We start from the raw sequence: 22,290 nt of genomic DNA on the forward strand, positions 1-22,290 counted from the left end.
CAAACCGTGCGGCGCCGGACGGTCGGGGCGTTGACCCCGGTGGTTCAGGTCGCTCAGACGTTGACGCCGAAGTCCTGAGCGATGCCGCGCAGGCCGGAGGCGTAGCCCTGGCCGATGGCGCGGAACTTCCACTCGGCGCCGTGCCGGTACAGCTCGCCGAAGACCATGGCGGTCTCCGTGGAGGCGTCCTCACTGAGGTCGTAGCGGGCGATCTCGGCGCCGCCGGCCTGGTTGACGACGCGGATGAACGCGTTGCGGACCTGGCCGAAGGACTGCTGGCGGTTCTCGGCGTCGTAGATCGACACCGGGAAGGTGATCTTCTCGACGTCGGCGGGGACGGCGGCGAGGTCGATCTTGATCTGCTCGTCGTCGCCCTCGCCCTCACCGGTGAGGTTGTCACCGGTGTGCTCGACCGAGCCGTCCGGGCTCTTCAGGTTGTTGAAGAAGATGAAGTGCGCGTCGCTGGCGACCTTGCCGCCGCTGTTCAGCAGCAGCGCGCTGGCGTCGAGGTCGAAGTCGGTGCCGGTCGTGGTGCGGATGTCCCACCCCAGACCGACGATGACCGCGGTGAGGCCGGGGGCCTCCTTGGTCAGCGATACGTTGCCGCCCTTGCTGAGGCTGACTCCCACGAGTCCTCCATTGGTGTCCTGGGGCGGGGAGCCCCGTAGTGCGTGGATATCGGATCAACGATCCGATCCTAGTGACGGGTTCCCGCCCCCCGCAGGCCCTGCGGCCGACAAATCACGTGGTGTCGGTTCACACCGTGCCGGGCACGGAGCGACGGTCACAGGGTGTCGAGCGCCTTCACGTACTCGTCGAGGTCGCGGGCGTCCGGCAGGCCGTTGACGACGGTCCAGCGGACGACGCCCTCCCGGTCGATGATGAAGGTGCCACGGACGGCGCAGCCCTTGTCCTCGTCGAAGACGCCGTAGTCGCGCGAGACGTTGCCGTGCGGCCAGAAGTCGGACAGCAGGGGGTACTCCAGGCCCTCCTGCTCGGCGAAGACGCGCAGGGTGTGGATGGAGTCGTTGGAGACGGCGAGCACCTGGGTGTCACGGTCGGAGAACCGCGGCAGGTTGTCGCGCACCTCGCACAGCTCGCCGGTGCACACGCCGGTGAAGGCGAACGGGTAGAAGAGCAGCACGACGTTCTTCTGCCCACGGAAGTCGGACAGCCGGACGGTCGCGCCGTGGTTGTCCTTGAGTTCGAAGTCGGGGGCCTTGTCGCCGACCTGGAGCGCCATGTCCTGTTCGTCCCTTCGGAGGGTGGTTCGCTGGAACCACCCTACGCAGGGCCGCCACACGGGGATCGTCGCGGACCCCCGGACGGGCCGACGGCGGCCGGCCCGTCCGGGGGTCCGGTGGTGGTGCGGAGCCCGGTCGGCTACCGCTTGGACTTGGCCGCCTTGGGCGTCGCCAGCCGGCTGCCGCTCCAGTCCTTGCCGACGCTGACGCTCTTGGACGCCGTCAGTCCGGCGGTCGTCGAGGCCTCCGAGATGTCACTGGCCTCGACGTATCCGTCACGGCCGGTCTTCGGCGTGAGAAGGAGGATCGACCCGCCCTCTTCGATGTACGTGGTGGCATCCACCAGCGCATCCGTCAGGTCGCCGTCGTCGTCACGGAACCACAGCACGACGGCGTCGGCCACGTCCTCGTAGTCCTCGTCCACCAGCTCGCCCTCGACGGCGCCTTCGATGGCCTCGCGGAGCTCCTGGTCGACGTCGTCGTCGTAGCCGATCTCCTGGACCACCTGCCCGGGCTGGAAACCCAGCCTGACGGCAGGGTTCGTCCGCTCCTCCGCGTGGTCCGCGGTCGCGCTCACGGGTTGCCTCCTGATCATGTTCGGTAGATGTCTTCAGCCACGCGCGTGCGCGAAGCTTGGCCGTAGTCCACACGGGCGGGACGGATCGCGCAAGTACCCGGCGACTGGGACCGCCGAAACGGTGACGATCCCGGCCGTGTCGCCGCAACTCCAGCCATGCCGTCCAGACCGAAGGTGACGTACACCACACCTATCTGCCCCGTTTGCGTATTTGGGAACCATGCGTGGGTACGAGACTCGAATGAACGTGCCCCCGATCCCCATGGGGGGACCGGTTACCCCACGGTACAGATGACGTTTGCCCCCGTGAGGTACACGATGGGGATCCGGCGGGGAATCGGCGCAGACACAGGCAGCATCCGGCATCAGGCAGCATCCGGCAAAGTGGCCCTCTGACAGCGAAGGAACAGCGTGGCTTCCGCATCCGACCGCAGTGATCGCAGTGATCGCAGTCCGATCATCATTGGCGGCCTTCCGAGTCAGGTTCCTGACTTCGACCCCGAGGAAACGCAGGAGTGGCTCGACTCCCTCGACGCCGCCGTCGACGCGCGCGGCCGGGAGCGGGCCCGCTACCTGATGCTGCGGCTGATCGAGCGGGCCCGTGAGAAGCGCGTGGCCGTGCCCGAGATGCGCAGCACGGACTACGTCAACACCATCCCGACCAAGAGCGAGCCGTTCTTCCCCGGCAACGAGGAGATCGAGCGCAAGATCCTCAACGCCACCCGGTGGAACGCCGCGGTGATGGTCTCGCGCGCCCAGCGGCCCGGCATCGGGGTCGGGGGCCACATCGCCACGTTCGCCTCCTCGGCGTCCCTGTACGACGTGGGCTTCAACCACTTCTTCCGGGGCAAGGACGAGGGCGACGGCGGCGACCAGGTCTTCTTCCAGGGCCACGCCTCGCCGGGCATCTACGCGCGCGCCTACCTGCTGGACCGGCTCAGCGAGCAGCACCTGGACGGCTTCCGGCAGGAGAAGTCGGCGGCGCCGAACGCGCTGTCGTCGTACCCGCATCCCCGTTCGATGCCGGACTTCTGGGAGTTCCCGACGGTCTCGATGGGACTCGGCCCGATCGGCGCGATCTACCAGGCGCGGATGAACCGCTACATGCACGCGCGCGGGATCGCGGACACGTCGAGGTCGCACGTGTGGGCGTACCTGGGCGACGGCGAGATGGACGAGCCGGAGTCGCTGGGCCAGCTCTCCATCGCCGCCCGCGAGGGCCTGGACAACCTGACCTTCGTGGTCAACTGCAACCTCCAGCGCCTGGACGGCCCGGTGCGCGGCAACGGGAAGATCATCCAGGAACTGGAGTCGGTCTTCCGGGGCGCCGGCTGGAACGTGATCAAGCTGGTGTGGGACCGCACCTGGGACCCGCTGCTCGCGCAGGACCGCGACGGCGTGCTGGTCAACCGGATGAACACCACCCCGGACGGCCAGTTCCAGACGTACGCCACCGAGTCCGGCGCCTACATCCGCGACCACTTCTTCGGCGACGACCACCGGCTGCGCGCGATGGTCGAGAACATGACCGACGACCAGATCCTGCACCTGGGGCGCGGCGGTCACGACCACCGGAAGATCTACGCGGCGTACAAGGCGGCGCTGGAGCACAAGGGCCAGCCCACCGTCATCCTCGCCAAGACGATCAAGGGGTGGACCCTGGGCCCGAACTTCGAGGGCCGCAACGCCACCCACCAGATGAAGAAGCTGACGGTCGACGACCTCAAGCGCTTCCGCGACCGGCTGCACCTGCCGATCTCCGACAAGGAGCTGGAGTCCGGCCCGCCGCCGTACTACCACCCGGGCCGGGACACGGAGGAGATGCAGTACATGCACGACCGCCGGCTCGGCCTCGGCGGCTACGTGCCGACCCGCGTCGTACGGTCGAAGCCGCTCGCCCTGCCGGACGACAAGACGTACGCGACCGTGAAGAAGGGGTCGGGTCAGCAGTCCATCGCGACGACGATGGCGTTCGTGCGACTGCTCAAGGACCTCATGCGGGACAAGGAGATCGGCAAGCGGTTCGTGCTGATCGCGCCGGACGAGTACCGCACATTCGGTATGGACTCGTTCTTCCCGAGTGCGAAGATCTACAACCCGTTGGGCCAGCAGTACGAGTCCGTGGACCGGGACCTGCTGCTCGCCTACAAGGAGGCGCCGAACGGGCAGATGCTGCACGACGGCATCTCGGAGGCGGGCTGCACAGCCTCGCTGATCGCGGCCGGATCGGCCTACGCCACGCACGGCGAGCCGCTCATCCCGGTCTACGTCTTCTACTCGATGTTCGGTTTCCAGCGCACCGGTGACCAGTTCTGGCAGATGGGCGACCAGCTGGCGCGCGGTTTCGTACTGGGCGCGACCGCGGGACGTACGACGCTGACCGGTGAGGGTCTGCAGCACGCGGACGGCCACTCCCAGCTGCTCGCCTCCACCAACCCGGCGTGCGTGGCCTACGACCCGGCCTTCGGGTTCGAGATCGCGCACATCGTCAGGGACGGCCTGCGCCGCATGTACGGGGCGGACGAGCACCACCCGCACGGCGAGGACGTCTTCTACTACCTCACCGTCTACAACGAGCCGATCCAGCACCCGGCCGAGCCCGAGAACGTGGACGTGGAGGGCATCCTCAAGGGCGTCCACCGCTTCAGCGAGGGGACCTCCGGTGCCGTCCCGGCGCAGATCATGGCGTCCGGGGTCGCGGTGCCGTGGGCGGTCCAGGCCCAGCGGATCCTCGCCGAGGAGTGGAACGTACGCGCCGACGTCTGGTCGGCGACCTCCTGGAACGAGCTTCGGCGCGAGGCGGTGGCCTGCGAGGAGCACAATCTGCTGCACCCCGAGGAGGAGCAGCAGGTGCCGTACGTGACGCGGAAGCTGGCCGGTGCGCAGGGGCCGTTCGTGGCCGTCTCCGACTGGATGCGGTCGGTGCCGGACCAGATCGCGCGCTGGGTGCCGGGGACGTACCAGTCGCTGGGCGCGGACGGCTGGGGCTTCGCGGACACGCGCGGGGCGGCCCGGCGGTTCTTCCACATCGACGCGGAGTCGATCGTGGTGGCGGTGCTGAGCGAGCTGGCGCGGGAGGGGAAGGTCGACCGGTCGGTGCTGAAGCAGGCGATCGACCGGTACCGGCTGCTCGACGTGGCGGCGGCCGACCCCGGCGTCGCGGGCGGGGACGCGTAGGCGCGCAGGCGCACACTCGGCGGTTTCCGGGGGGCGGGTTTCCGGGGTGGCGGGTTTCGGCTCCGCCGCCCCGGCCGTCTTTCCGGCCTCCGTACGATGCTTCCCGGCCTCCGTCCTCCGTACGACGTAGGCGCGGCGTGCGCGGAAAGGGCCGAGGCACGGACGGCGGATGAGCCCGACGACGGCGAGTCGGGGGTCGCGCGATCCGGCCCGGTCCATGACCACGTCCGGCCGTGTGAGCGGGGGCACCCGCGCGAGTCGGCTCCGACGCTCGCCGTCATCAACTCGTTGAACCCCTCGCGGAGTTCGGGTACCCCCGCACGGCGGCTCATGCCTGCCCGCGGCGTGCTGCCTGCGCGCTGCCCCCCTCCAGCAGCGCGCCGCAGCCTCTCGCCCTCCGTGCCCTGCGGAGGACTTGACCCACTGTGACCTGGGAGGCCCCTCGGAGGGGAGGGTTCACCGGCCCTGTCACCCGGATAGGCGAACAGGGCCGGGTTCGCACGGCGATTCCTCAGATGTGGCCCACGCCCGCACCGGACTCCGCGTTCTCACCGCGCTTGGTGAGGAAGGCGACCAGCACGGCCACGGCGGCCACACCGGCGGCGACGAGCGACGCCAGGCTCATGCCGGAGATGAAGGTGTCGTGCGCGACGTCGGTGATCTTCGCGGCGATCTGCTCCGGGGTGCCCTCGGGCACCGGCGCGATGCCCTGCTGCACCGCCTGCGCCGTCAGCTCCTCCTGCTCCGGCGTGAGCGCGGGCAGCCCCGCGTCCGTCCAGTTGCCCGCGAGGTCGCCGTCGACCTTGGAGGCCATCACGGCGCCCAGCACGGCCGTGCCGAGGCTGCCGCCGATCTGCATCGCCGCCTGCTGGAGACCGCCCGCGACGCCCGACAGCTCCATCGGGGCGTTGCCCACGATGACCTCGGTGGCACCCACCATGACCGGCGCGAGACCGAGACCGAGCAGCGCGAACCAGACCGACATCGCGACGCTGCCGGTGTCCTTCTCCAGGGTGGACATGCCGTACATGGCGATCGCGGTGCAGACCATGCCGCCCGCGAGCGGCACGCGCGGCCCGACCTTGGTGATCATCGCGCCGGCCAGCGGCGAGGCGACGATCATCATCGCGGTGAGCGGCAGCAGGTGCAGCCCGGCGTCGATGGGGCTCATGCCGTGCACGTTCTGGAGGTAGAACGTCACGAAGAACAGGCCGCCCATGAAGGCGATGGCCATCAGGACCATCAGGACGACACCCGCCGACAGCGGCACCGAGCGGAACATCGCCAGCGGGATCAGCGGCTCCCTCACCCTGGTCTCCCAGAAGGAGAAGGCGGCGAAGCCCACCACCGAGACCGCGATGAACAGCCAGGTCTGCCCGGAGCCCCAGCCCCACTCGGGCGCCTTGATGAGCGCCCACACCAGGCAGAACATCGAGGCCGACAGCAGGACGATGCCGACGACGTCGAAGGAGCGCGGCGCGTTCTCGGCCCGGTGGTCCAGCAGGATCAGTACGCCCAGCACCACGGCGAGGACGCCGACCGGCACGTTGATGAAGAACACCGACTGCCAGTTGACGTGCTCGACCAGCACGCCGCCCAGGATCGGGCCGCCCGCGGTGGAGGCGCCGATGACCATGCCCCAGATGCCGATGGCCATGTTGAGCTTCTCGGCCGGGAAGGTGGCCCGCAACAGGCCCAGCGCGGCCGGCATCAGCAGGGCACCGAACAGTCCCTGGAAGACACGGAAGACGATGACGGCGGCGATGCTGTCGGAGAGCCCGATGGCTCCCGAGGACGCGGCGAAGCCTGCCACGCCGATGAGGAAGGTCTGCCGGTGGCCGAAGCGGTCACCGAGCTTGCCCGCGGTGATCAGGGAGACCGCGAGGGCGAGGAAGTAGGCGTTGGTGATCCACTGCAGCTCGGACCAGCTGGCGCCCAGGTCCTTGCCGATGGCCGGGTTGGCGATGGCCACGATGGTGCCGTCGAGGGCCACCATCATGACCCCGACCGCGACGGTGATGAGGGTGACCCACGGGTGTCCGCGCAACCCCGAGGCCGGCGCCGGGCCCGACGGGGTGGGCGGTCCGTCCCCCGGCCCCGTCTTGTCGATGGTGGTCTGACTAGTCATACCGGGGAGGCTAATGACAGCCACTGACAGTTGACAAACGGTTTCACCGGTCGGTAACTGACAGGACATCTGCGGCTAGCCTGAACTGCGGAAACGGCGCGAGAACGACAGCACGGCGACACACCCGAGCCGACCCGAGGAGCGACCTTTTGAAGACGGCGGAGACGGCACCCCCGCAGGGTCTGCGCGAGATGAAGAAGCAGCGCACCCGGGACACCCTGCTGCGCTCCGCCCTCGAGCTGTTCACGGAGCGGGGCTACGAGGCGACGACCGTGGACGACATCGCGGAGGCGGCCGAGATCTCGCAGCGCACCTTCTTCCGCTACTTCGCCAGCAAGGAGGAGGCCGCCTTCTTCGTGTCACGGCTCGCGGAGTCGCACTTCGTCGACGCCGTACGCCGCCGGCCGCCCGAGGAGGCGCCGCTGGACGCGCTGCGTCACGCCCTCGTGGAGAGCTGGGACACCATCGGGGAGGCCGTCGAGCAGCTCGTTCCGTTGGAGCTGCACATGCGGTTCTACCGGGTGATCGAGTCGACGCCCGCCCTGCTCGCCGCCCACCTGCGGCGCGCCACCGAGCTGGAGGAGGAGATCGCCCGCGTCGTCGCCGACCGCGAGCACCTCGACGTCGACACCGACCCCCGGCCCCGCGTGGTCGTGGCCGTCTTCGGGGCGGTCATGAGGGTCACCGAACGGATCTGGTCGACGCGGGACGACACCGGCCTCGCGGCGCTGCGCGAGCTGACCTCCGCCTACCTCGACCAGGTCGAGCCCGCCCTCACGGGCGACTGGCGGACCGGGGGGGAATCCAGTGGGAAGGCCGTAGCAACCCCCTGCCGGAAGACCGAAACGTGATCCGTGTCACTGGATTCACGCGAGACCGTCCCGTTCTCCTAGTGTGTCCTCCCAGTGACTTCCTTCGACACCTCCCCGCAACTCAATGCCTGGCGCGCGCTGCTCGCCCTGGCCGTGGTGTTCGTGATGCTGGCGACCACCGGCTGGACCGCCCTGCGCAACCAGCGGGGACCCACGGCCCTCGAAGCGTCGGTCGCGGCCTGGGAGCACGGCCGGATCGACGGACGCCGGCTGCCCGACGCGCAGTCGGCCCCCGCCCGGCTGGCCCGGTTCTTCGCCTCGCTCTCCGACCGGCAGCGGGGAAGCCTGGCCCGCCGCTACCCCCTCGCCGTCGGCAACATGAACGGCGCCCCCGTGGACGTGCGCTACCTCGCCAACCGGGCGGCACTGCGCAAGGCACGCGCGGTGGAGCGACTGCGGATGCACGACGAACGCCTGTCCCCGTCGGGGCAGCGCGAGGCGGGCCGGCGCGCACACCGCTACGACTCCCTGCTGGACCCCGACCGCCACATCCTCGCCTTCGACCCCGCGGGCTCGGGCAAGGTCGCCGAGGTCTTCGGGAACCTGAACCGCGCCGACCGGGTGTCCGTCGTCGTGCCCGGCGTGGACACCGATCTGCTCACCTTCCAGCGCACCGTCCGCAAGTACTCGGCGCCCGCGGGCATGGCCGAGTCGCTGTACGCGGCCGAGCACACGGTGAGCCCCAGCACGCGCACCGCCGTGATCGCCTGGGCCGACTACACCTCGCCGAGCGGACTCGGCATGGAGGCGGCCACGGCGGCCCGCGCCGAGGACGGCGCCGTCCGGCTGAACGCCCTGCTGCGGGCGCTGCCCGGCCGGGTCCCGGTCTCCCTCTTCTGCCACAGCTACGGCTCGGTGGTCTGCGGCCTCGCCGCCGACGACCTGCCCGTGCGGGTGACCGACATAGCGGTGGCCGGCAGCCCCGGCATGCGGGTCGAGAAGGCCGCCCACCTGGACACCTCCGCCCGCGTGTGGGCGATGCGGGACGCCGACGACTGGATCCAGGACGTTCCGTACCTGGAGGTCGGCGGCCTCGGACACGGCGCGGACCCGGTGTCCGCCGCGTTCGGTGCGCGGGTGCTGTCCGCGCGGGGCGCCCAGGGGCACAGCGGCTACTTCGTGCCGGGCACGGAGAGCCTGCGGAACTTCGCGGAGATCGGCGTTGGCGCATACCGCACGGTCGCCTGCGCCGGAGAGAACGGCACATGCCGGGCGGGTTTGTCCGAAGCGGTGGCCGCCTGACGCGCGTAGAGGTGCAGATACTCCGGTTTGCACAGGGAGGGGACGGAAGAGCTCGTGCCGCATACGATGAGCCGCATGGGTGACGTACTGGCCGGATTTCATGCCGCCTGGGAGTTCGAGTCCGACTCCGTGCTCATCCGCTACGAACGGGGGATTCGAACACCCAAGCTGTTCCAGGCCCTGGGGGAACGCCGGGTACCTCTGGAGGCGATCGCCGGCGTGACGCTCACGCCCGGCAGGCGCGGCACCGTCGTGCTGCGCGTCGAGCCGCGCCCGGGCGCCGACCCGCTGATGGAGGCGGCGGCCGGGCAGCTGAAGGAAGCGTGCGACCCGTACCGGCTGGTGCTGCCCGCCGAGCGGGAGGTGCTCGCGGAGTACTACGCCGACGAGCTGCGCGGGCTGCTGACCGAGTCCGGCAAGACCGAGCGGTACCTGGTGGCGGCGCCCGAGGCGCCGCTGCACTTCAAGGCGTACGACGGGAAGGCGTCCTTCGACGGCACGTCGGTGTCCTTCCGGTGGTTCTGGACGGGCGCGTCGTCGGCGAAGTGGAAGGCCGGCGACCAGACGTTCCCGGTCGTCGGCCTGGGCGGAGTGGAGTGGCGCTCACCCGAGCTGTTCGACGGATACCTGCGGCTGCTGCCGCGGGACGCGTCCGCCACGGCCGCCGTGCCGGCCGTTCCGCAGGCCGACCAGGACCCCGCCACCGTCGTGTTCGGGCTCGGGTACGGGCCGGTGCACGAGTCACTGCCGTTCGCCGCGGCGGTGCTGGCGGCGGTGCGGGAGCGGGGCGCGGGCGCCCCGGTGCCGGTGCCCGTGCCGGCGCCTCGGCGGGATCCGGCGGACATCGCCGAGCGGATACGGCATCTCGGGGAGCTGCATCAGGCGGGGCTGGTGACGGACGAGGAGTTCTCTTCGAAGAAGGCGGAGTTGTTGGCGGAGCTTTGACGCGTCTGCCGGGTTCGGTTTCGTCGGGTGCCGGCCGGCTGTGGCTGGCCGCGCAGTTCCCCGCGCCCCTGGGTGTCCTCACTCACGCCCGGCAGAAGCGAACGTCATGTCCGCGTAGCGGTCGCCCGCCACCTTTCCCGCGATCGGATCCAGCAGGGCCAGCTCGGCCTCCGTCAGGACGATCCGGGTCGCCGCCGTGTTCTCCTCCACTCGCGCCGGCTTCCGCGTGCCCGGGATCGGGACCACCGGCAGGCCGTGCACCGCCGCTCGCTGCTGGACCCAGGCCAGGGCGATCTGGCCGAGGGCGGCGCCGTGGGCCTCGGCGATCGTGCGGACCGGCTCGAGGAGGGCCGCGTTGGCCGCCGCGTTGTCGCCGGTGAAGCGGGGCTGCTGACGGCGGAAGTCGCCGTCCGTGAGGTCCTGGTCGGCGTCGGCGAAGGCACCGGTGAGGAAGCCGCGGCCGAGCGGGGAGTACGGGACGAGGGCCACGCCCAGCTCGCGGGCGGCCGGCACCACGCCCGCCTCGATGTCCCGGCTGAACAGCGACCACTCCGACTGCACGGCGGCGATCGGGTGGACCGCCTGCGCGGCCCGCAGCTCGTCGCCCGTCACCTCGCTCAGCCCGAGGTGCTTGACCTTGCCCTCGCGCACGAGGTCGGCCATGACGGCGACGGTCTCCTCGATCGGCACGTTCACGTCGCGCCGGTGCATGTAGTACAGGTCGATGACGTCGATGCCGAGGCGCTTCAGGCTGCCCTCGACGGCCTGGCGGACGTACGGCGGGTCGTTGCGGATGATCCGCTTCGTCGGGTCGTCCGGCGGAATGGACAGGGCGAACTTGGTCGCGACGACGACCTCGTCGCGGTGGGCCCGGAAGAACGGCGCCAGGAACCGCTCGTTCTCGCCCGCCCCGTACGCGTCGGCCGTGTCGTACAGCGTGACGCCGAGCTCCAGCGCCCGTTCCAGGGTCGCCCGTGACGCGTCGGCGTCCGGGGGACCGTAGGCGAAGCTCATGCCCATGCAGCCCAGGCCCTGGACGCCCACCTCGGGGCCGCCGTCGCCGAGCCGCGTCGTCGGGATCCTGCTGTCGGTCATCGGGTGCTCTCCTTTTCACGGGCGCGTCCGGCGTCCCCGTAGAAACTGATCTTCCGGTCGAGTACGGCGAGGGTGTCCTGGAGTTCGGCGATCCGCGTCAGCACGTCGCGGCGCGTGGACTCCAGCAGTTCCCGCCGGGCGGGGTAGGTGCTCTCGCCCTCGCGCACCAGTTCCGCGTACCGGACCATGTCGGCGACCGGCATGCCGGTCATGCGGAGCTTGCCGACGAGGTCGAGCCAGTCCAGGTCGCGGTTGCTGTAGCGGCGCTGCCCGGTGTGCGAGCGGTCGATGTGGGACATCAGGCCGATCCGCTCGTACCAGCGCAGGGTGTGGGCCGTCAGCCCGGTGAAGGCGACGACCTCGCTGATGGTGTAGCGGTCCTGCCCGTCGGGGCGCGGGTGGCGCGGGGGCGGGGCGGAGCAGATGTCCGTTGTGGTGGAGTCCGGCGCGAGGGTCCCGGCCGTGGTCTGCATCACCGTCATGTGCCACACGCTATGACCTTGGAGTGCACTCCAAGCAAGCGCGTACGGCGGGAAAACGGCGGGATGGGCAGGCCCCCGGCTGATTAGCATGCCCGGCATGACCCTTGTCCGCCGTGCGCTGCCCGAGGACGCGGAGGAAGTGCTCCGGCTGCGTCAGCTGATGATCGACTCGCTGGCCCGGTCCGACCCGTCCACCGAGTGGCAGTCCGAGTTTCTGCCCGTGCTGCGCGGCAGGCTGGCCGAGCCGGACGGCGACTTCGCCGCGTTCGTCGCGGACCACCCGGAGCGCCCGGGGGCGCTGGCCGCCCTGGTGGCCGGGACGCTCGACTACCGCATCGGCGGCGCGGGCAACCCGCGGGGCACGGACGGCTACGTCTTCAGCGTCGCCACCGACCCGGACGCACGCCGCCGCGGATACGCGCGCGCCTGCATGGAGGCCCTGCTGGAGTGGTTCCGCGAGCGCGGCGCCCGACGGGTGCGCCTCACCGCGTCCGCGCAGGCCGAGCCCATGTACGTGTCGATGGGCTTCGCGCCCAAGCCGGACCCCTTGCTGGAGCTGAGGCTCTGAGCGCTTAGGCTCGACGCCATGTCCTTGCAGAGCTTCGCGTTGATCGAGAACTGGCCGGTTCCCTCCGCCTCGGCGGGCGTCGTGCGCGCCGACGGCACGGTCCTGGGCACGCACGGCCCGGTCTCGCACCGCTTCCCCCTCGCCTCGGTCACCAAGCCGCTCGCGGCGTACGCGGCGCTCGTGGCGTACGAGGAGGGCGCGATCGAGCTGGACGAGCCCGCCGGGCCGTCCGGGTCGACGGTCCGTCACCTGCTCGCCCACACCTCTGGGCTGGCCTTCGACGAGCACAAGGTGACCGCCCCTCCCGGGGAGCGCCGGCTGTACTCCAACGCCGGTTTCGAGCAGCTCGGCGACCACATCGCGAAGGCGGCGGACATCCCGTTCGCTGAGTACGCGCGGCAGGCGGTACTGGAGCCGCTGGGCATGAAGCACACCACTCTCGACGGCTCCCCGGCGAAGGACGGGGTGTCGACGGTCGAGGACCTGCTCCGCTTCGCCGCCGAGGTGCAGGCGCCGCGCCTGCTGGACCCGCGCACGGTCGCCGAGGCGATGACGGTCCAGTACCCGGGAACGAAGGGCGTCCTGCCGGGCTACGGCCACCAGAACCCCAACGACTGGGGCCTCGGCTTCGAGATCCGGGACGGGAAATCCCCCCACTGGACGGGCGCCACCTCCTCGCCGCGGACCTTCGGCCACTTCGGCCAGTCGGGCACGTTCCTGTGGGTCGACCCGGACGCCGGGCTCGCCTGCGTGGCCCTCACCGACCGCGCCTTCGGGCCGTGGGCGGTCGAGGTGTGGCCGGCGTTCACGGACGCGGCGCTGGCGGAGGCGCGCGGCTGAGGTGGGCTACTCCCTGGGCCTCTACCGGTTCTCCGACGGAGAGTTGGCCGACTTCGACATGGACCTGGTCCGGGCGGTCCTCTCAGCCGTCGCGGCCGTGCCGGAGGGGGTGATCGACTCGGCGACGGAGTACTGGATCCGCGCCACGGACGGCAGCGAGGCCGAGGTGAGCGTCTCCGGCGGCCTCATCAGTGTGATACGCCCCGAGGCCGGTGCCGTCTGGAAGACCGTCGTCGAGCTGGCGGACCGGCTCCGCGCGGCGATCCTCCTCCCCGACGGCAGGCTCCTGTGCCGCGCAGAGATGCGCGGACAGCTCCCCGAGGGCATGGAGCACGATGCCGTTCTCGTGCCGGAGACCACCCTCGCCGCCTTCGAGAGGGCGGCGGGCCCGTTCAGGCACCCGCTGACCTGACGCGCGGCCCCCACCGCGTCACCGCCCCGACATCTCCCACACCAGCACCTCGGCCCGTGTCACCGCCACCGCGTCCATCGCCCCGGCGTCCGTGACGCGGGCCGCGTCCCCCGGGCCCAGCGTCTCCCCGCCCAGCACCACCTCGCCCCGCACCACGTGCACGTACACGCACGCCCCGTCCGGCACCGCCGTCCGCTCCCCCGCCGACAGACGGCGTACGTGGAGCATCGCGCCGGCCTCCGGGACGGCGTACGGGGTGGAGTCGGCGATGCCGCGGACGATGTCGTAGGCGGGGTCGCCGCCGGGGGCGATCGGGGTGAGCCACATCTGTACGAAGGTCAGGGGCGCCGGGCCGTCGTTGCGCTCGACGTGGCGTACGCCGGCCGCCGCGCTGAGGTGCTGGACGTCACCGGCCCGCACGACCGTCTCGTGGCCCGCGGTGTCCCGGTGGGTCAGCTCGCCCTCCACCACCCACGTGACGATCTCGGTGTGGCTGTGCGGGTGTTCGTCGAAGCCGGCGCCGGGGGCGAGGCGCTCCTCGTTGCAGGCGATCAGCGAGCCGAAGCGCAGGTTGCCGGGGTCGTAGTGGGGGCCGAAGGAGAAGGCGTGCCGTGTCTCGATCCCGGCCGCCGGGTCACCGCCCTGGTAGCGCTCGTCGGCGCGCCGTACGTCCATCACGCCGTCCACCGTAGCCCCGGCGGCACGCGCACCCGTCCCGATAAGGCAGTCTTGTCCCCGTGCCCGAACCCGAAACCAGCAAGCCAGAGCCCGCGGCGCGCGCCGTCCATCCGCACACCGCGACCCTGAAGCGGCTGGAGCAGTCCTCCGGATCGCTCGCCGCTCAGGCCATCGCGCGCATGGACGAGACCCTGCCGTGGTACCGGGCCATGCCGCCGGAGAACCGTTCCTGGATCGGGCTGGTGGCCCAGGCGGGCATCGCCGCGTTCACCGAGTGGTTCCGGCGGCCGGACGCGCCCCAGGCCATCTCCACCGACGTCTTCGGCACCGCGCCGCGCGAGCTGACCCGGGCGATCACCCTGCGGCAGACCGTGGAGATGGTGCGGACCACCATCGAGGTGATGGAGTCCGCCATCGACGAGGTCGCCGCGCCCGGTGACGAGTCGGTGCTGCGCGAGGCGCTGCTCGTGTACGCCCGGGAGATCGCCTTCGCGACCGCCCAGGTGTACGCGCAGGCCGCCGAGGCACGGGGTGCCTGGGACGCGCGGCTGGAGTCGCTGGTGGTGAACGCCGTGCTCAGCGGGGAGGCCGACGAGGGGGCCGTGTCCCGGGCGGCCGCGCTGGGGTGGAACTCGCCCGAGCATGTCTGTGTCGTCCTCGGCACCGCGCCGGACGGGGACTCCGAGCTGACCGTGGAGGCGATCCGGCGGGCGGCGCGGCACGCCAAGCTCCAGGTGCTGACCGGGGTGCTCGGGGACCGGCTGGTGGTGATCGCGGGCGGCAGCGACAACCCGCTCGCCGTCGCCAAGTCGCTGATCGGGCCGTTCGCGCAGGGGCCGGTGGTGGCCGGTCCGGTGGTGCCCGACCTGCTCGCCGCGACCCGGTCCGCGCAGGCCGCCGCCGCCGGTCTCAAGGCCTGCACCGCCTGGCAGGACGCCCCGCGCCCGGTGCTGGCGGACGATCTGCTGCCGGAGCGCGCGATCGCCTCCGACCCCTCGGCCCGCGTGCAGCTGGTGGAGGAGATCTACAGGCCACTGGAGGAAGCCGGGGCGGCGCTGCTGGAAACACTCAGCGTCTATCTCGAACAGGCGAGCAGCCTCGAAGGGGCCGCCCGGATGCTCTTCGTTCACCCGAACACCGTGCGCTACCGGCTCCGACGTGTGACTGACGTCACCGGTTGGTCACCCTCTGATGTACGGTCTGCGTTCACACTGCGGATCGCGCTCATCCTGGGGCGTCTGGCCGATGGAGATCCGCAACTCTAGGCTTTTTGTCGGGGGTCTACAAAACCCCCTCGTGTTCTATGTCCCTGTCCTCACGGGCGGCCGCGCCCGTCCTCAAGAGAGAGTGTGAGAGTGCTCGTACTCGTCGCTCCCGGCCAGGGCGCCCAGACGCCCGGCTTCCTGACTGACTGGCTCGCCCTTCCCGGCGCCGCCGACCGCGTCGCCGCGTGGTCCGACGCGATCGGACTCGACCTCGCCCACTACGGCACCAAGGGCGACGCGGACGAGATCCGTGACACGTCCGTCGCGCAGCCGCTGCTGGTCGCCGCGGGCCTGCTGTCCGCCGCGGCACTCGGTGACATCGCGGAGATCGCGCCCGGCGCGGTCGCCGGCCACAGTGTCGGTGAGATCACCGCCGCCGCGTTCGCGGGTGTCCTCGACGACACCGCCGCGCTGGCCCTCGTGCGCAAGCGGGGGCTGGCCATGGCGGAGGCCGCCGCGGTCACCGAGACCGGCATGTCGGCGCTGCTCGGCGGCGACCCCGAGGTGAGCGTCGCGCACCTGGAGAAGCTCGGCCTGACCCCGGCGAACGTGAACGGCGCCGGTCAGATCGTGGCGGCCGGCACCATGGAGCAGCTGACCGCGCTGAACGAGGACAAGCCCGAGGGCGTGCGCAAGGTCGTCCCGCTGAAGGTGGCCGGCGCGTTCCACACGCACCACATGGCGCCCGCCGTGGACAAGCTCGCCGAGGCCGCGAAGGCGCTGACGCCCGCCGACCCGAAGGTGACGTACGTCTCCAACAAGGACGGGCAGGCTGTCGCCTCCGGCGCCGAGGTGCTGGAGCGCCTGGTCGGGCAGGTCGCCAACCCGGTCCGCTGGGACCGGTGCATGGAGACGTTCAAGGAGCTCGGCGTCACCGCGCTGATCGAGGTGTGCCCCGGCGGCACCCTGACCGGCCTGGCCAAGCGTGCGCTGCCGGGTGTGCAGACCCTGGCCCTGAAGACCCCCGCCGACCTCGACGCGGCCCGCGAGCTCGTGGCCGAGCACGCCGGACACGTCGAGCAGGCCTGACAAGGAGCGCGAGAGCATGTCGAAGATCAAGCCCAGCAAGGGCGCCCCGTACGCGCGCATCCTCGGTGTCGGCGGCTACCGTCCGACCCGGGTGGTGCCGAACGAGGTGATCCTCGAGACGATCGACTCGTCCGACGAGTGGATCCGCTCGCGCTCCGGCATCGAGACCCGGCACTGGGCCGGCCCCGACGAGACCGTCGCCGCGATGTCGATCGAGGCGTCCGGCAAGGCGATCGCGGACGCCGGTATCGACACCTCGCAGATCGGCGCCGTGGTCGTCTCGACCGTGTCGCACTTCAGCCAGACGCCGGCCGTCGCGACGGAGATCGCCGACAAGCTGGGTACGGACAAGGCCGCCGCCTTCGACATCTCCGCGGGCTGCGCGGGCTTCGGCTACGGTCTGACGCTGGCCAAGGGCATGATCGTCGAGGGTTCGGCGGAGTACGTCCTGGTCATCGGCGTGGAGCGGCTCAGCGACCTGACCGACCTGGAGGACCGGGCAACGGCCTTCCTCTTCGGTGACGGCGCGGGCGCGGTCGTGGTCGGCCCCTCCCAGGAGCCGGCGATCGGCCCCACCGTCTGGGGCTCGGAGGGCGACAAGTCCGAGACGATCAAGCAGACGGTCCCGTGGGACCGCTTCCGGATCGGCGACGTCTCCGAACTGCCCCTCGACTCCGAGGGCAACGTGAAGTTTCCTGCGATCACGCAGGAGGGCCAGGCGGTGTTCCGCTGGGCCGTGTTCGAGATGGCGAAGGTCGCGCAGCAGGCGCTGGACGCGGCCGGGATCAGCCCGGACGACCTGGACGTCTTCATCCCGCACCAGGCCAATGTGCGGATCATCGACTCGATGGTGAAGACACTGAAGCTGCCGGAGCACGTCATGGTCGCCCGTGACATCCGCACCACCGGCAACACCTCGGCCGCCTCGATCCCGCTCGCGATGGAGCGGCTCCTGGCGACCGGCGAGGCGAAGAGCGGCGACACCGCGCTCGTCATCGGCTTCGGGGCGGGTCTCGTCTACGCCGCGACGGTCGTTACCCTCCCCTAGGCACTCCGTGCCGGATCATGCGGTCCGGAGCGGAACACAAGAGCCACCCACTCTGGAACATCTACGAAGGAGCGCCATCATGGCCGCCACTCAGGAAGAGATCGTCGCCGGTCTCGCGGAGATCGTGAACGAGATCGCCGGCATCCCGGTTGAGGACGTCCAGACGGACAAGTCCTTCACCGACGACCTGGACGTCGACTCGCTGTCCATGGTCGAGGTCGTCGTCGCCGCCGAAGAGCGCTTCGACGTCAAGATCCCGGACGACGACGTCAAGAACCTCAAGACGGTCGGCGACGCGACCGAGTACATCCTCAAGCACCAGAGCTGATCACCCGATCACTGTCTCTGGGCTGACTGCCCCGCCACCCGGCGGTGGCGCCGTACGAATCCGTATCCCGTTGGAGAAAGAATTCCCGTGAGCTCGACCAAGCGCACCGTGGTCGTCACCGGTATCGGCGCAACCACACCGCTGGGTGGCGACGCAGCCTCGACCTGGGAGGGCCTGGTCGCCGGCAAGTCCGGCGTCAAGCCCCTGGAGCAGGACTGGGCCGCCGACCAGGCGGTCCGCATCGCCGCTCCCGTCGCCGTGGACCCCTCCGAGGTCATCCCGCGGCCGCAGGCCCGCCGGCTGGACCGCTCGGCGCAGTTCGCGCTGATCGCCGCGCAGGAGGCCTGGAAGGACGCCGGTTTCACCGGCAAGGCCGGCGAGGCGACCGAACCCGGTGAGGGCGGCAGCGTCGACCCCGACCGGCTCGGCGCGGTCATCGCCTCCGGTATCGGCGGCGTGACGACCCTGCTCGACCAGTACGACGTGCTCAAGGAGAAGGGCGTCCGCCGCGTCTCCCCGCACACCGTCCCCATGCTGATGCCGAACGGCCCCTCCGCCAACGTGGGTCTGGCCGTGGGCGCCCGCGCGGGCGTGCACACGCCGGTCTCCGCCTGCGCGTCGGGCGCCGAGGCCATCGGCTACGCCATCGAGATGATCCGCACCGGCCGCGCCGACGTCGTCGTCGCGGGTGGCACCGAGGCGGCGATCCACCCGCTGCCCATCGCCGCGTTCGGCAACATGATGGCGATGTCCAAGAACAACGACGACCCGCAGGGCGCCTCGCGTCCGTTCGACACGGGCCGTGACGGCTTCGTCCTCGGCGAGGGCGCCGGCGTCCTCGTCCTGGAGTCCGCGGAGCACGCCGCCGCGCGCGGCGCCCGCGTCTACGCGGAGGCGGTCGGTCAGGGCGTCTCCGCCGACAGCCACGACATCGTGCAGCCGGAGCCGGAGGGCCGCGGCATCTCGCACGCCCTGCAGAACCTGCTGGACCGCTCCGACCTGGACCCGGCCGAGATCGTGCACGTCAACGCGCACGCCACCTCGACGCCGGCCGGTGACATCGCCGAGCTGAAGGCGCTGCGCAAGGTCCTCGGCGACGACGTCGACCACATGGCGGTCTCCGGCACCAAGTCGATGACCGGTCACCTCCTCGGTGGCGCGGGCGGCGTGGAGTCGGTGGCGACGGTGCTCGCGCTGTACCACCGGGTGGCGCCGCCGACCATCAACGTCGAGAACCTCGACCCGGAGGCCGAGGCCAACGCGGACATCGTGCGCGGTGAGGCCCGGAAGCTGCCGGTGGAGGGCCGCATCGCCGCGCTGAACGACTCGTTCGGCTTCGGCGGCCACAATGTCGTACTCGCGTTCCGGACGGTCTGAGCGGCCTCCGTAAGCGTGTGAAAGGGCCCCACCGGCCGGTGGGGCCCTTTCACATGTCCGTGTACGGGGGGGCGGCGGGCCGGGGCTCAGACCACCTGGTGCAGCCAGCGCACCGGGGCGCCCTCGCCCGCGTAGCGGAAGGGCTCCAGTTCGTCGTCCCAGGGCTTGCCGAGGAGCCTGGCGATGTCGGACTCCAGGTCGCTCTCCCCGTGCTGGGAGCGGGTCAGGGCGGCCCGCAGCCGGTCCTCGGGTACCAGGATGTCCCCGTGGATGCCGGTGACCGCGTGGTAGATGCCGAGGTCGGGGGTGCAGCTGTAGCGTTCGCCCTCGGCGTTCGCGGACGGCTCCGCGGTGACCTCGAAGCGCAGCAGCTGCCAGCCCCGCAGCGCGGAGGCGAGCTTGGAGGCGGTGCCGACCTGGCCCTGCCAGGAGAACTCCGAGCGCCAGGTGCCGGGCGCGGCGGGCTGCCGGATCCAGTCCAGGCTGACGCGCGTGCCGAGCACCCCGGCGACGGCCCACTCGACGTGCGGGCAGAGCGCGCGCGGCGCGGAGTGCACGTACAGAACTCCACGTGTCGTCACCGGAACCTCCGGGCTGAGCGGGACATCTCGGAACGGGTGGAACGGCCCGTGGCCGGGCGGGCCACGTTGATGGCGAGGCTACCGTGCGCCGGGGCGCGGAGTGTGACGTACCGTCGGTCCCGGTGCCGACAAACCTCCGCCATTCACCCGGCAGGACGCTTGTGCGGGTGTGAGACGCACCATCGCCGCCCCCGGGAACCCTCGCGCGGTGTCATGGGTTGAGCACACTGGAGGCACGAGGCGAGGGACGGGACCGGCATGGGGCAGGGCAGGGAGCGCGGGGCGTGGCGCGTACGCCGGCGTGCGCGTGCCGTACTCGCCGTCCGCGCGACGGCCGTGCTGGCCGCGGCCGTCGTCGGCGCGACGGGCTGCGACGCGGTGGGCGGGGACTCCCCCGCCCCGTCCGGCTCGGCGTCGAAGAGCACCAAGCCCGCTCCGCTGTGGGACACCCGCCCGGAGTCGGTCGCCGCCGTGGGTGACTCCATCACGCGCGGCTTCGACGCGTGCGCGGTCCTGTCGGACTGTCCCGAGGTCTCGTGGGCCACGGGCACCAGCGCCGAGGTCGACAGTCTGGCCGTACGGCTGCTCGGGCAGGCGGATGCGGCGGAGAACAGCTGGAACTACGCGGTCACCGGCGCCCGGATGGCGGACCTGACGGGACAGATGACGCGGGCGGCCGCGCGAAAGCCGGAGCTGGTGGCGGTGATGGTGGGGGCCAACGACGCCTGCCGGGCCACGACCTCCGCGATGACGTCGGTGGCCGACTTCCGGGCGCAGTTCGAGGAGGCGCTGGGCGCGCTGCGCGAGAGGCTGCCGAAGGCGCAGGTGTACGTCGCGAGCATCCCGGACCTGAAGCGGCTGTGGTCCCAGGGGCGCACCAACCCGTTGGGCAAGCAGGTCTGGAAGCTGGGCATCTGTCCGTCGATGCTGGCGGACGCGGACGCGCTGGACTCGGCGGCGGTGCTGCGGCGCAACACCGTGCGGGACCGGGTGGAGGACTACAACGCGGTGCTGCGGGACGTCTGCGCGAAGGACCGGCGGTGCCGCACCGACGGCGGGGCGGTGCACGAGTTCCGGTTCGGCACGGACCAGCTGAGCCGCTGGGACTGGTTCCACCCGAGCGTGGACGGCCAGGCGCGGCTGGCGGAGATCGCCTACCGCGCGGTCACCGCGAAGCAGCCCTGACCCCGGGCCTGACCCGGTCTGACCTGGGCGGCGTGTCCTAGAGTTCCGCACATGAACGAACTCTTCGGCACACTTCCCGACGGCACCCCCGTCCACCGCTGGACCCTCGAGCGGGCCGGCGTACGCGTGCGGGTCCTGTCGTACGGCGGGATCGTGCAGTCGGCCGAGGTCCCGGACCGCGACGGGAACAGTGCCGACGTGGTGCTGGGGTTCGCCGCTCTGGACGGCTACCTGGCGCACCCGGAGCCCTACTTCGGGGCGCTGGTGGGCCGGTACGCCAACCGGATCGCGGGCGGCCGTTTCGCGCTGGACGGGCGGACGTACGCGCTGGCGCTCAACAACGGGCCGAACTCGCTGCACGGCGGCGAGCGCGGCTTCGACAAGCGGGTGTGGGACGTGGCGCCGGTCGCGGACGGGGTCCGGCTGAGCCGGGTCAGCCCGCACGGCGAGGAGGGCTTCCCGGGCCGGCTGGAGATGTCGGTGACGTACGCGCTGGACGCGTCGGGCGCGCTGCGGATCGGCTACGAGGCGGTCACCGACGCGCCGACCGTGCTGAACCCGACCAACCACAGCTACTTCAACCTGGGCGGGCCCGGGTCCGGGCACGCGGGCGGTCACGAGCTGCGGCTCGCCGCATCCCGGATCACGCCGGTGGACGCCGACCTGATCCCGGCGGGCGCTCCCCTGGACGTGACGGACACGCGCTTCGACTTCCGGCGCCCGCGCAAGGTCGGCTCCGGCTACGACCACAACTTCGTCCTGGACAAGGGCGTGACGGACACCGCCGTCGAGGTCGCCGAGCTGTACGACCCGGCGTCGGGGCGGGTGCTGACCGTGTCGACGACCGAGCCGGGCCTCCAGTTGTACACCGCCGACCACCTGGGCGAGCCCTTCGCGCCCGGCGACGGCGTCGCGCTGGAGACGCAGCACTTCCCGGACTCCCCGAACCGTCCGGAGTTCCCCGGCACGGTGCTGCGGCCGGGCGAGGTGTTCCACTCGGAGACGGTGTACGGCTTCTCGGTGCGGTAGCGGGCGCGTACACGGGCCCCGGTCGCGGTCCTGAGCCCCGGCCCGGCCGTCAGGTCCCGGGCCGGGGCTGCTCGCGGGGGCGCGCCGTCGGGCGGCGGCCCGTCCCAGACGTTAATCGCCGCCGGGATCCGACGACCGGTGATCAAGCGCCCGAAGCGGAGTTCGTACGAACCCTTCACAAACGCCCA

The 22,290-nt window shown here is 71.3% G+C and carries 22 protein-coding genes; 14 read left to right on the forward strand and 8 right to left on the reverse strand.

Features of this window, described 5'->3' with window-relative positions:
• Positions 1-53: 53 nt before the first annotated feature.
• From M6G08_RS02920 to M6G08_RS02930, 3 genes are all read right to left on the reverse strand, one after another.
• Positions 54-629, reverse strand: coding sequence for a calcium homeostasis/redox stress adaptation protein (locus tag M6G08_RS02920; RefSeq protein ID WP_219177445.1), 576 nt, complete (start codon positions 627-629; stop codon positions 54-56).
• Between the two features lie 155 nt (positions 630-784).
• Entirely contained in the window at positions 785-1,243 is a 459-nt protein-coding gene (locus M6G08_RS02925; protein WP_272585616.1) for a peroxiredoxin, read from the reverse strand.
• 140 nt (positions 1,244-1,383) lie between these two features.
• Positions 1,384-1,821 carry a DUF3052 domain-containing protein gene (locus tag M6G08_RS02930; RefSeq protein WP_019326279.1) on the reverse strand — a complete coding sequence of 146 codons (438 nt, stop codon included), beginning with the start codon at positions 1,819-1,821 and terminating at the stop codon, positions 1,384-1,386.
• Positions 1,822-2,232: 411 nt separating this feature from the next.
• Here M6G08_RS02930 and aceE point away from each other — a divergent pair, with 411 nt between their 5' ends.
• On the forward strand, positions 2,233-4,998 hold the full coding sequence (gene aceE / locus M6G08_RS02935; protein ID WP_272585617.1) for a pyruvate dehydrogenase (acetyl-transferring), homodimeric type: 2,766 nt from the start codon (positions 2,233-2,235) through the stop codon (positions 4,996-4,998).
• A 511-nt stretch (positions 4,999-5,509) separates the two neighbouring features.
• Here the strand turns inward: aceE and M6G08_RS02940 are convergent.
• Entirely contained in the window at positions 5,510-7,126 is a 1,617-nt protein-coding gene (locus tag M6G08_RS02940) for an MFS transporter (RefSeq protein ID WP_272585618.1), read from the reverse strand.
• A 191-nt stretch (positions 7,127-7,317) separates the two neighbouring features.
• On the opposite strand from M6G08_RS02940, the gene M6G08_RS02945 reads away from it, so the two are divergent.
• The 3 genes from M6G08_RS02945 to M6G08_RS02955 all read left to right on the forward strand — a co-directional run bounded on the left by M6G08_RS02945 (position 7,318) and on the right by M6G08_RS02955 (position 10,185).
• A complete protein-coding gene (locus tag M6G08_RS02945; RefSeq protein ID WP_272591240.1) occupies positions 7,318-7,977 on the forward strand; it encodes a TetR family transcriptional regulator in 660 nt (219 codons plus the stop codon).
• Positions 7,978-8,031: 54 nt separating this feature from the next.
• Positions 8,032-9,240: an alpha/beta hydrolase family protein gene (locus tag M6G08_RS02950; RefSeq protein ID WP_272585619.1), complete on the forward strand. Its 1,209-nt coding sequence runs from the start codon at positions 8,032-8,034 to the stop codon at positions 9,238-9,240.
• A gap of 75 nt (positions 9,241-9,315) precedes the next feature.
• Positions 9,316-10,185: a DUF4429 domain-containing protein gene (locus tag M6G08_RS02955; protein ID WP_272585620.1), complete on the forward strand. Its 870-nt coding sequence runs from the start codon at positions 9,316-9,318 to the stop codon at positions 10,183-10,185.
• 78 nt (positions 10,186-10,263) lie between these two features.
• Here the strand turns inward: M6G08_RS02955 and M6G08_RS02960 are convergent, their stop codons facing one another.
• Both M6G08_RS02960 and M6G08_RS02965 read right to left on the reverse strand, forming a co-directional pair.
• A complete protein-coding gene (locus tag M6G08_RS02960) occupies positions 10,264-11,280 on the reverse strand; it encodes an aldo/keto reductase (protein WP_272585621.1) in 1,017 nt (338 codons plus the stop codon).
• Positions 11,277-11,762, reverse strand: coding sequence for a MerR family transcriptional regulator (locus tag M6G08_RS02965; RefSeq protein WP_272585622.1), 486 nt, complete (start codon positions 11,760-11,762; stop codon positions 11,277-11,279). The genes M6G08_RS02960 and M6G08_RS02965 overlap by 4 nt, the downstream gene beginning before the upstream one ends.
• Before the next feature lie 97 nt (positions 11,763-11,859).
• On the opposite strand from M6G08_RS02965, the gene M6G08_RS02970 reads away from it, so the two are divergent.
• Genes M6G08_RS02970 through M6G08_RS02980 form a run of 3 tightly spaced genes read left to right on the forward strand, consistent with a single transcriptional unit; the run spans position 11,860 to position 13,582 of the window.
• Positions 11,860-12,330 carry a GNAT family N-acetyltransferase gene (locus M6G08_RS02970; protein ID WP_272585623.1) on the forward strand — a complete coding sequence of 157 codons (471 nt, stop codon included), beginning with the start codon at positions 11,860-11,862 and terminating at the stop codon, positions 12,328-12,330.
• A gap of 18 nt (positions 12,331-12,348) precedes the next feature.
• The gene (locus M6G08_RS02975) at positions 12,349-13,170 is read left to right on the forward strand and encodes a serine hydrolase domain-containing protein (RefSeq protein ID WP_272585624.1); all 822 of its coding nucleotides are present in this window, start codon (positions 12,349-12,351) and stop codon (positions 13,168-13,170) included.
• Position 13,171: 1 nt separating this feature from the next.
• Positions 13,172-13,582: a hypothetical protein gene (locus M6G08_RS02980; protein ID WP_272585625.1), complete on the forward strand. Its 411-nt coding sequence runs from the start codon at positions 13,172-13,174 to the stop codon at positions 13,580-13,582.
• Positions 13,583-13,600: 18 nt separating this feature from the next.
• Here the strand turns inward: M6G08_RS02980 and M6G08_RS02985 are convergent, their stop codons facing one another.
• A complete protein-coding gene (locus M6G08_RS02985; protein WP_272591241.1) occupies positions 13,601-14,257 on the reverse strand; it encodes a pirin family protein in 657 nt (218 codons plus the stop codon).
• A gap of 62 nt (positions 14,258-14,319) precedes the next feature.
• Between M6G08_RS02985 and fasR the strand changes: the two genes are divergently transcribed.
• The 5 genes from fasR to M6G08_RS03010 all read left to right on the forward strand — a co-directional run bounded on the left by fasR (position 14,320) and on the right by M6G08_RS03010 (position 19,307).
• Entirely contained in the window at positions 14,320-15,525 is a 1,206-nt protein-coding gene (gene fasR / locus M6G08_RS02990; protein WP_217252297.1) for a PucR family transcriptional regulator, read from the forward strand.
• Between the two features lie 90 nt (positions 15,526-15,615).
• Positions 15,616-16,554: an ACP S-malonyltransferase gene (locus tag M6G08_RS02995; protein WP_272585626.1), complete on the forward strand. Its 939-nt coding sequence runs from the start codon at positions 15,616-15,618 to the stop codon at positions 16,552-16,554.
• A 16-nt stretch (positions 16,555-16,570) separates the two neighbouring features.
• Positions 16,571-17,602, forward strand: a complete 1,032-nt coding sequence (locus tag M6G08_RS03000; protein WP_272585627.1) for a ketoacyl-ACP synthase III — start codon at positions 16,571-16,573, stop codon at positions 17,600-17,602.
• A 79-nt stretch (positions 17,603-17,681) separates the two neighbouring features.
• Positions 17,682-17,930 (forward strand): acyl carrier protein, encoded by a 249-nt coding sequence (locus M6G08_RS03005; RefSeq protein ID WP_019326292.1) that lies wholly within the window; start codon positions 17,682-17,684, stop codon positions 17,928-17,930.
• Positions 17,931-18,017: 87 nt separating this feature from the next.
• Positions 18,018-19,307: a beta-ketoacyl-[acyl-carrier-protein] synthase family protein gene (locus M6G08_RS03010; RefSeq protein ID WP_272585628.1), complete on the forward strand. Its 1,290-nt coding sequence runs from the start codon at positions 18,018-18,020 to the stop codon at positions 19,305-19,307.
• An 86-nt stretch (positions 19,308-19,393) separates the two neighbouring features.
• Here M6G08_RS03010 and M6G08_RS03015 read toward each other — a convergent pair whose 3' ends face one another.
• Positions 19,394-19,888 carry a DUF3145 domain-containing protein gene (locus M6G08_RS03015; RefSeq protein ID WP_272585629.1) on the reverse strand — a complete coding sequence of 165 codons (495 nt, stop codon included), beginning with the start codon at positions 19,886-19,888 and terminating at the stop codon, positions 19,394-19,396.
• 258 nt (positions 19,889-20,146) lie between these two features.
• Between M6G08_RS03015 and M6G08_RS03020 the strand changes: the two genes are divergently transcribed.
• Both M6G08_RS03020 and M6G08_RS03025 read left to right on the forward strand, forming a co-directional pair.
• Positions 20,147-21,073: an SGNH/GDSL hydrolase family protein gene (locus M6G08_RS03020; protein WP_272585630.1), complete on the forward strand. Its 927-nt coding sequence runs from the start codon at positions 20,147-20,149 to the stop codon at positions 21,071-21,073.
• 51 nt (positions 21,074-21,124) lie between these two features.
• Complete coding sequence (locus M6G08_RS03025; protein ID WP_272585631.1) at positions 21,125-22,102, forward strand: aldose epimerase family protein; 978 nt, start codon at positions 21,125-21,127, stop codon at positions 22,100-22,102.
• Positions 22,103-22,290: the final 188 nt, after the last annotated feature.

The organism is Streptomyces sp. M92, assembly GCF_028473745.1.
Lineage (GTDB): Bacteria > Actinomycetota > Actinomycetes > Streptomycetales > Streptomycetaceae > Streptomyces.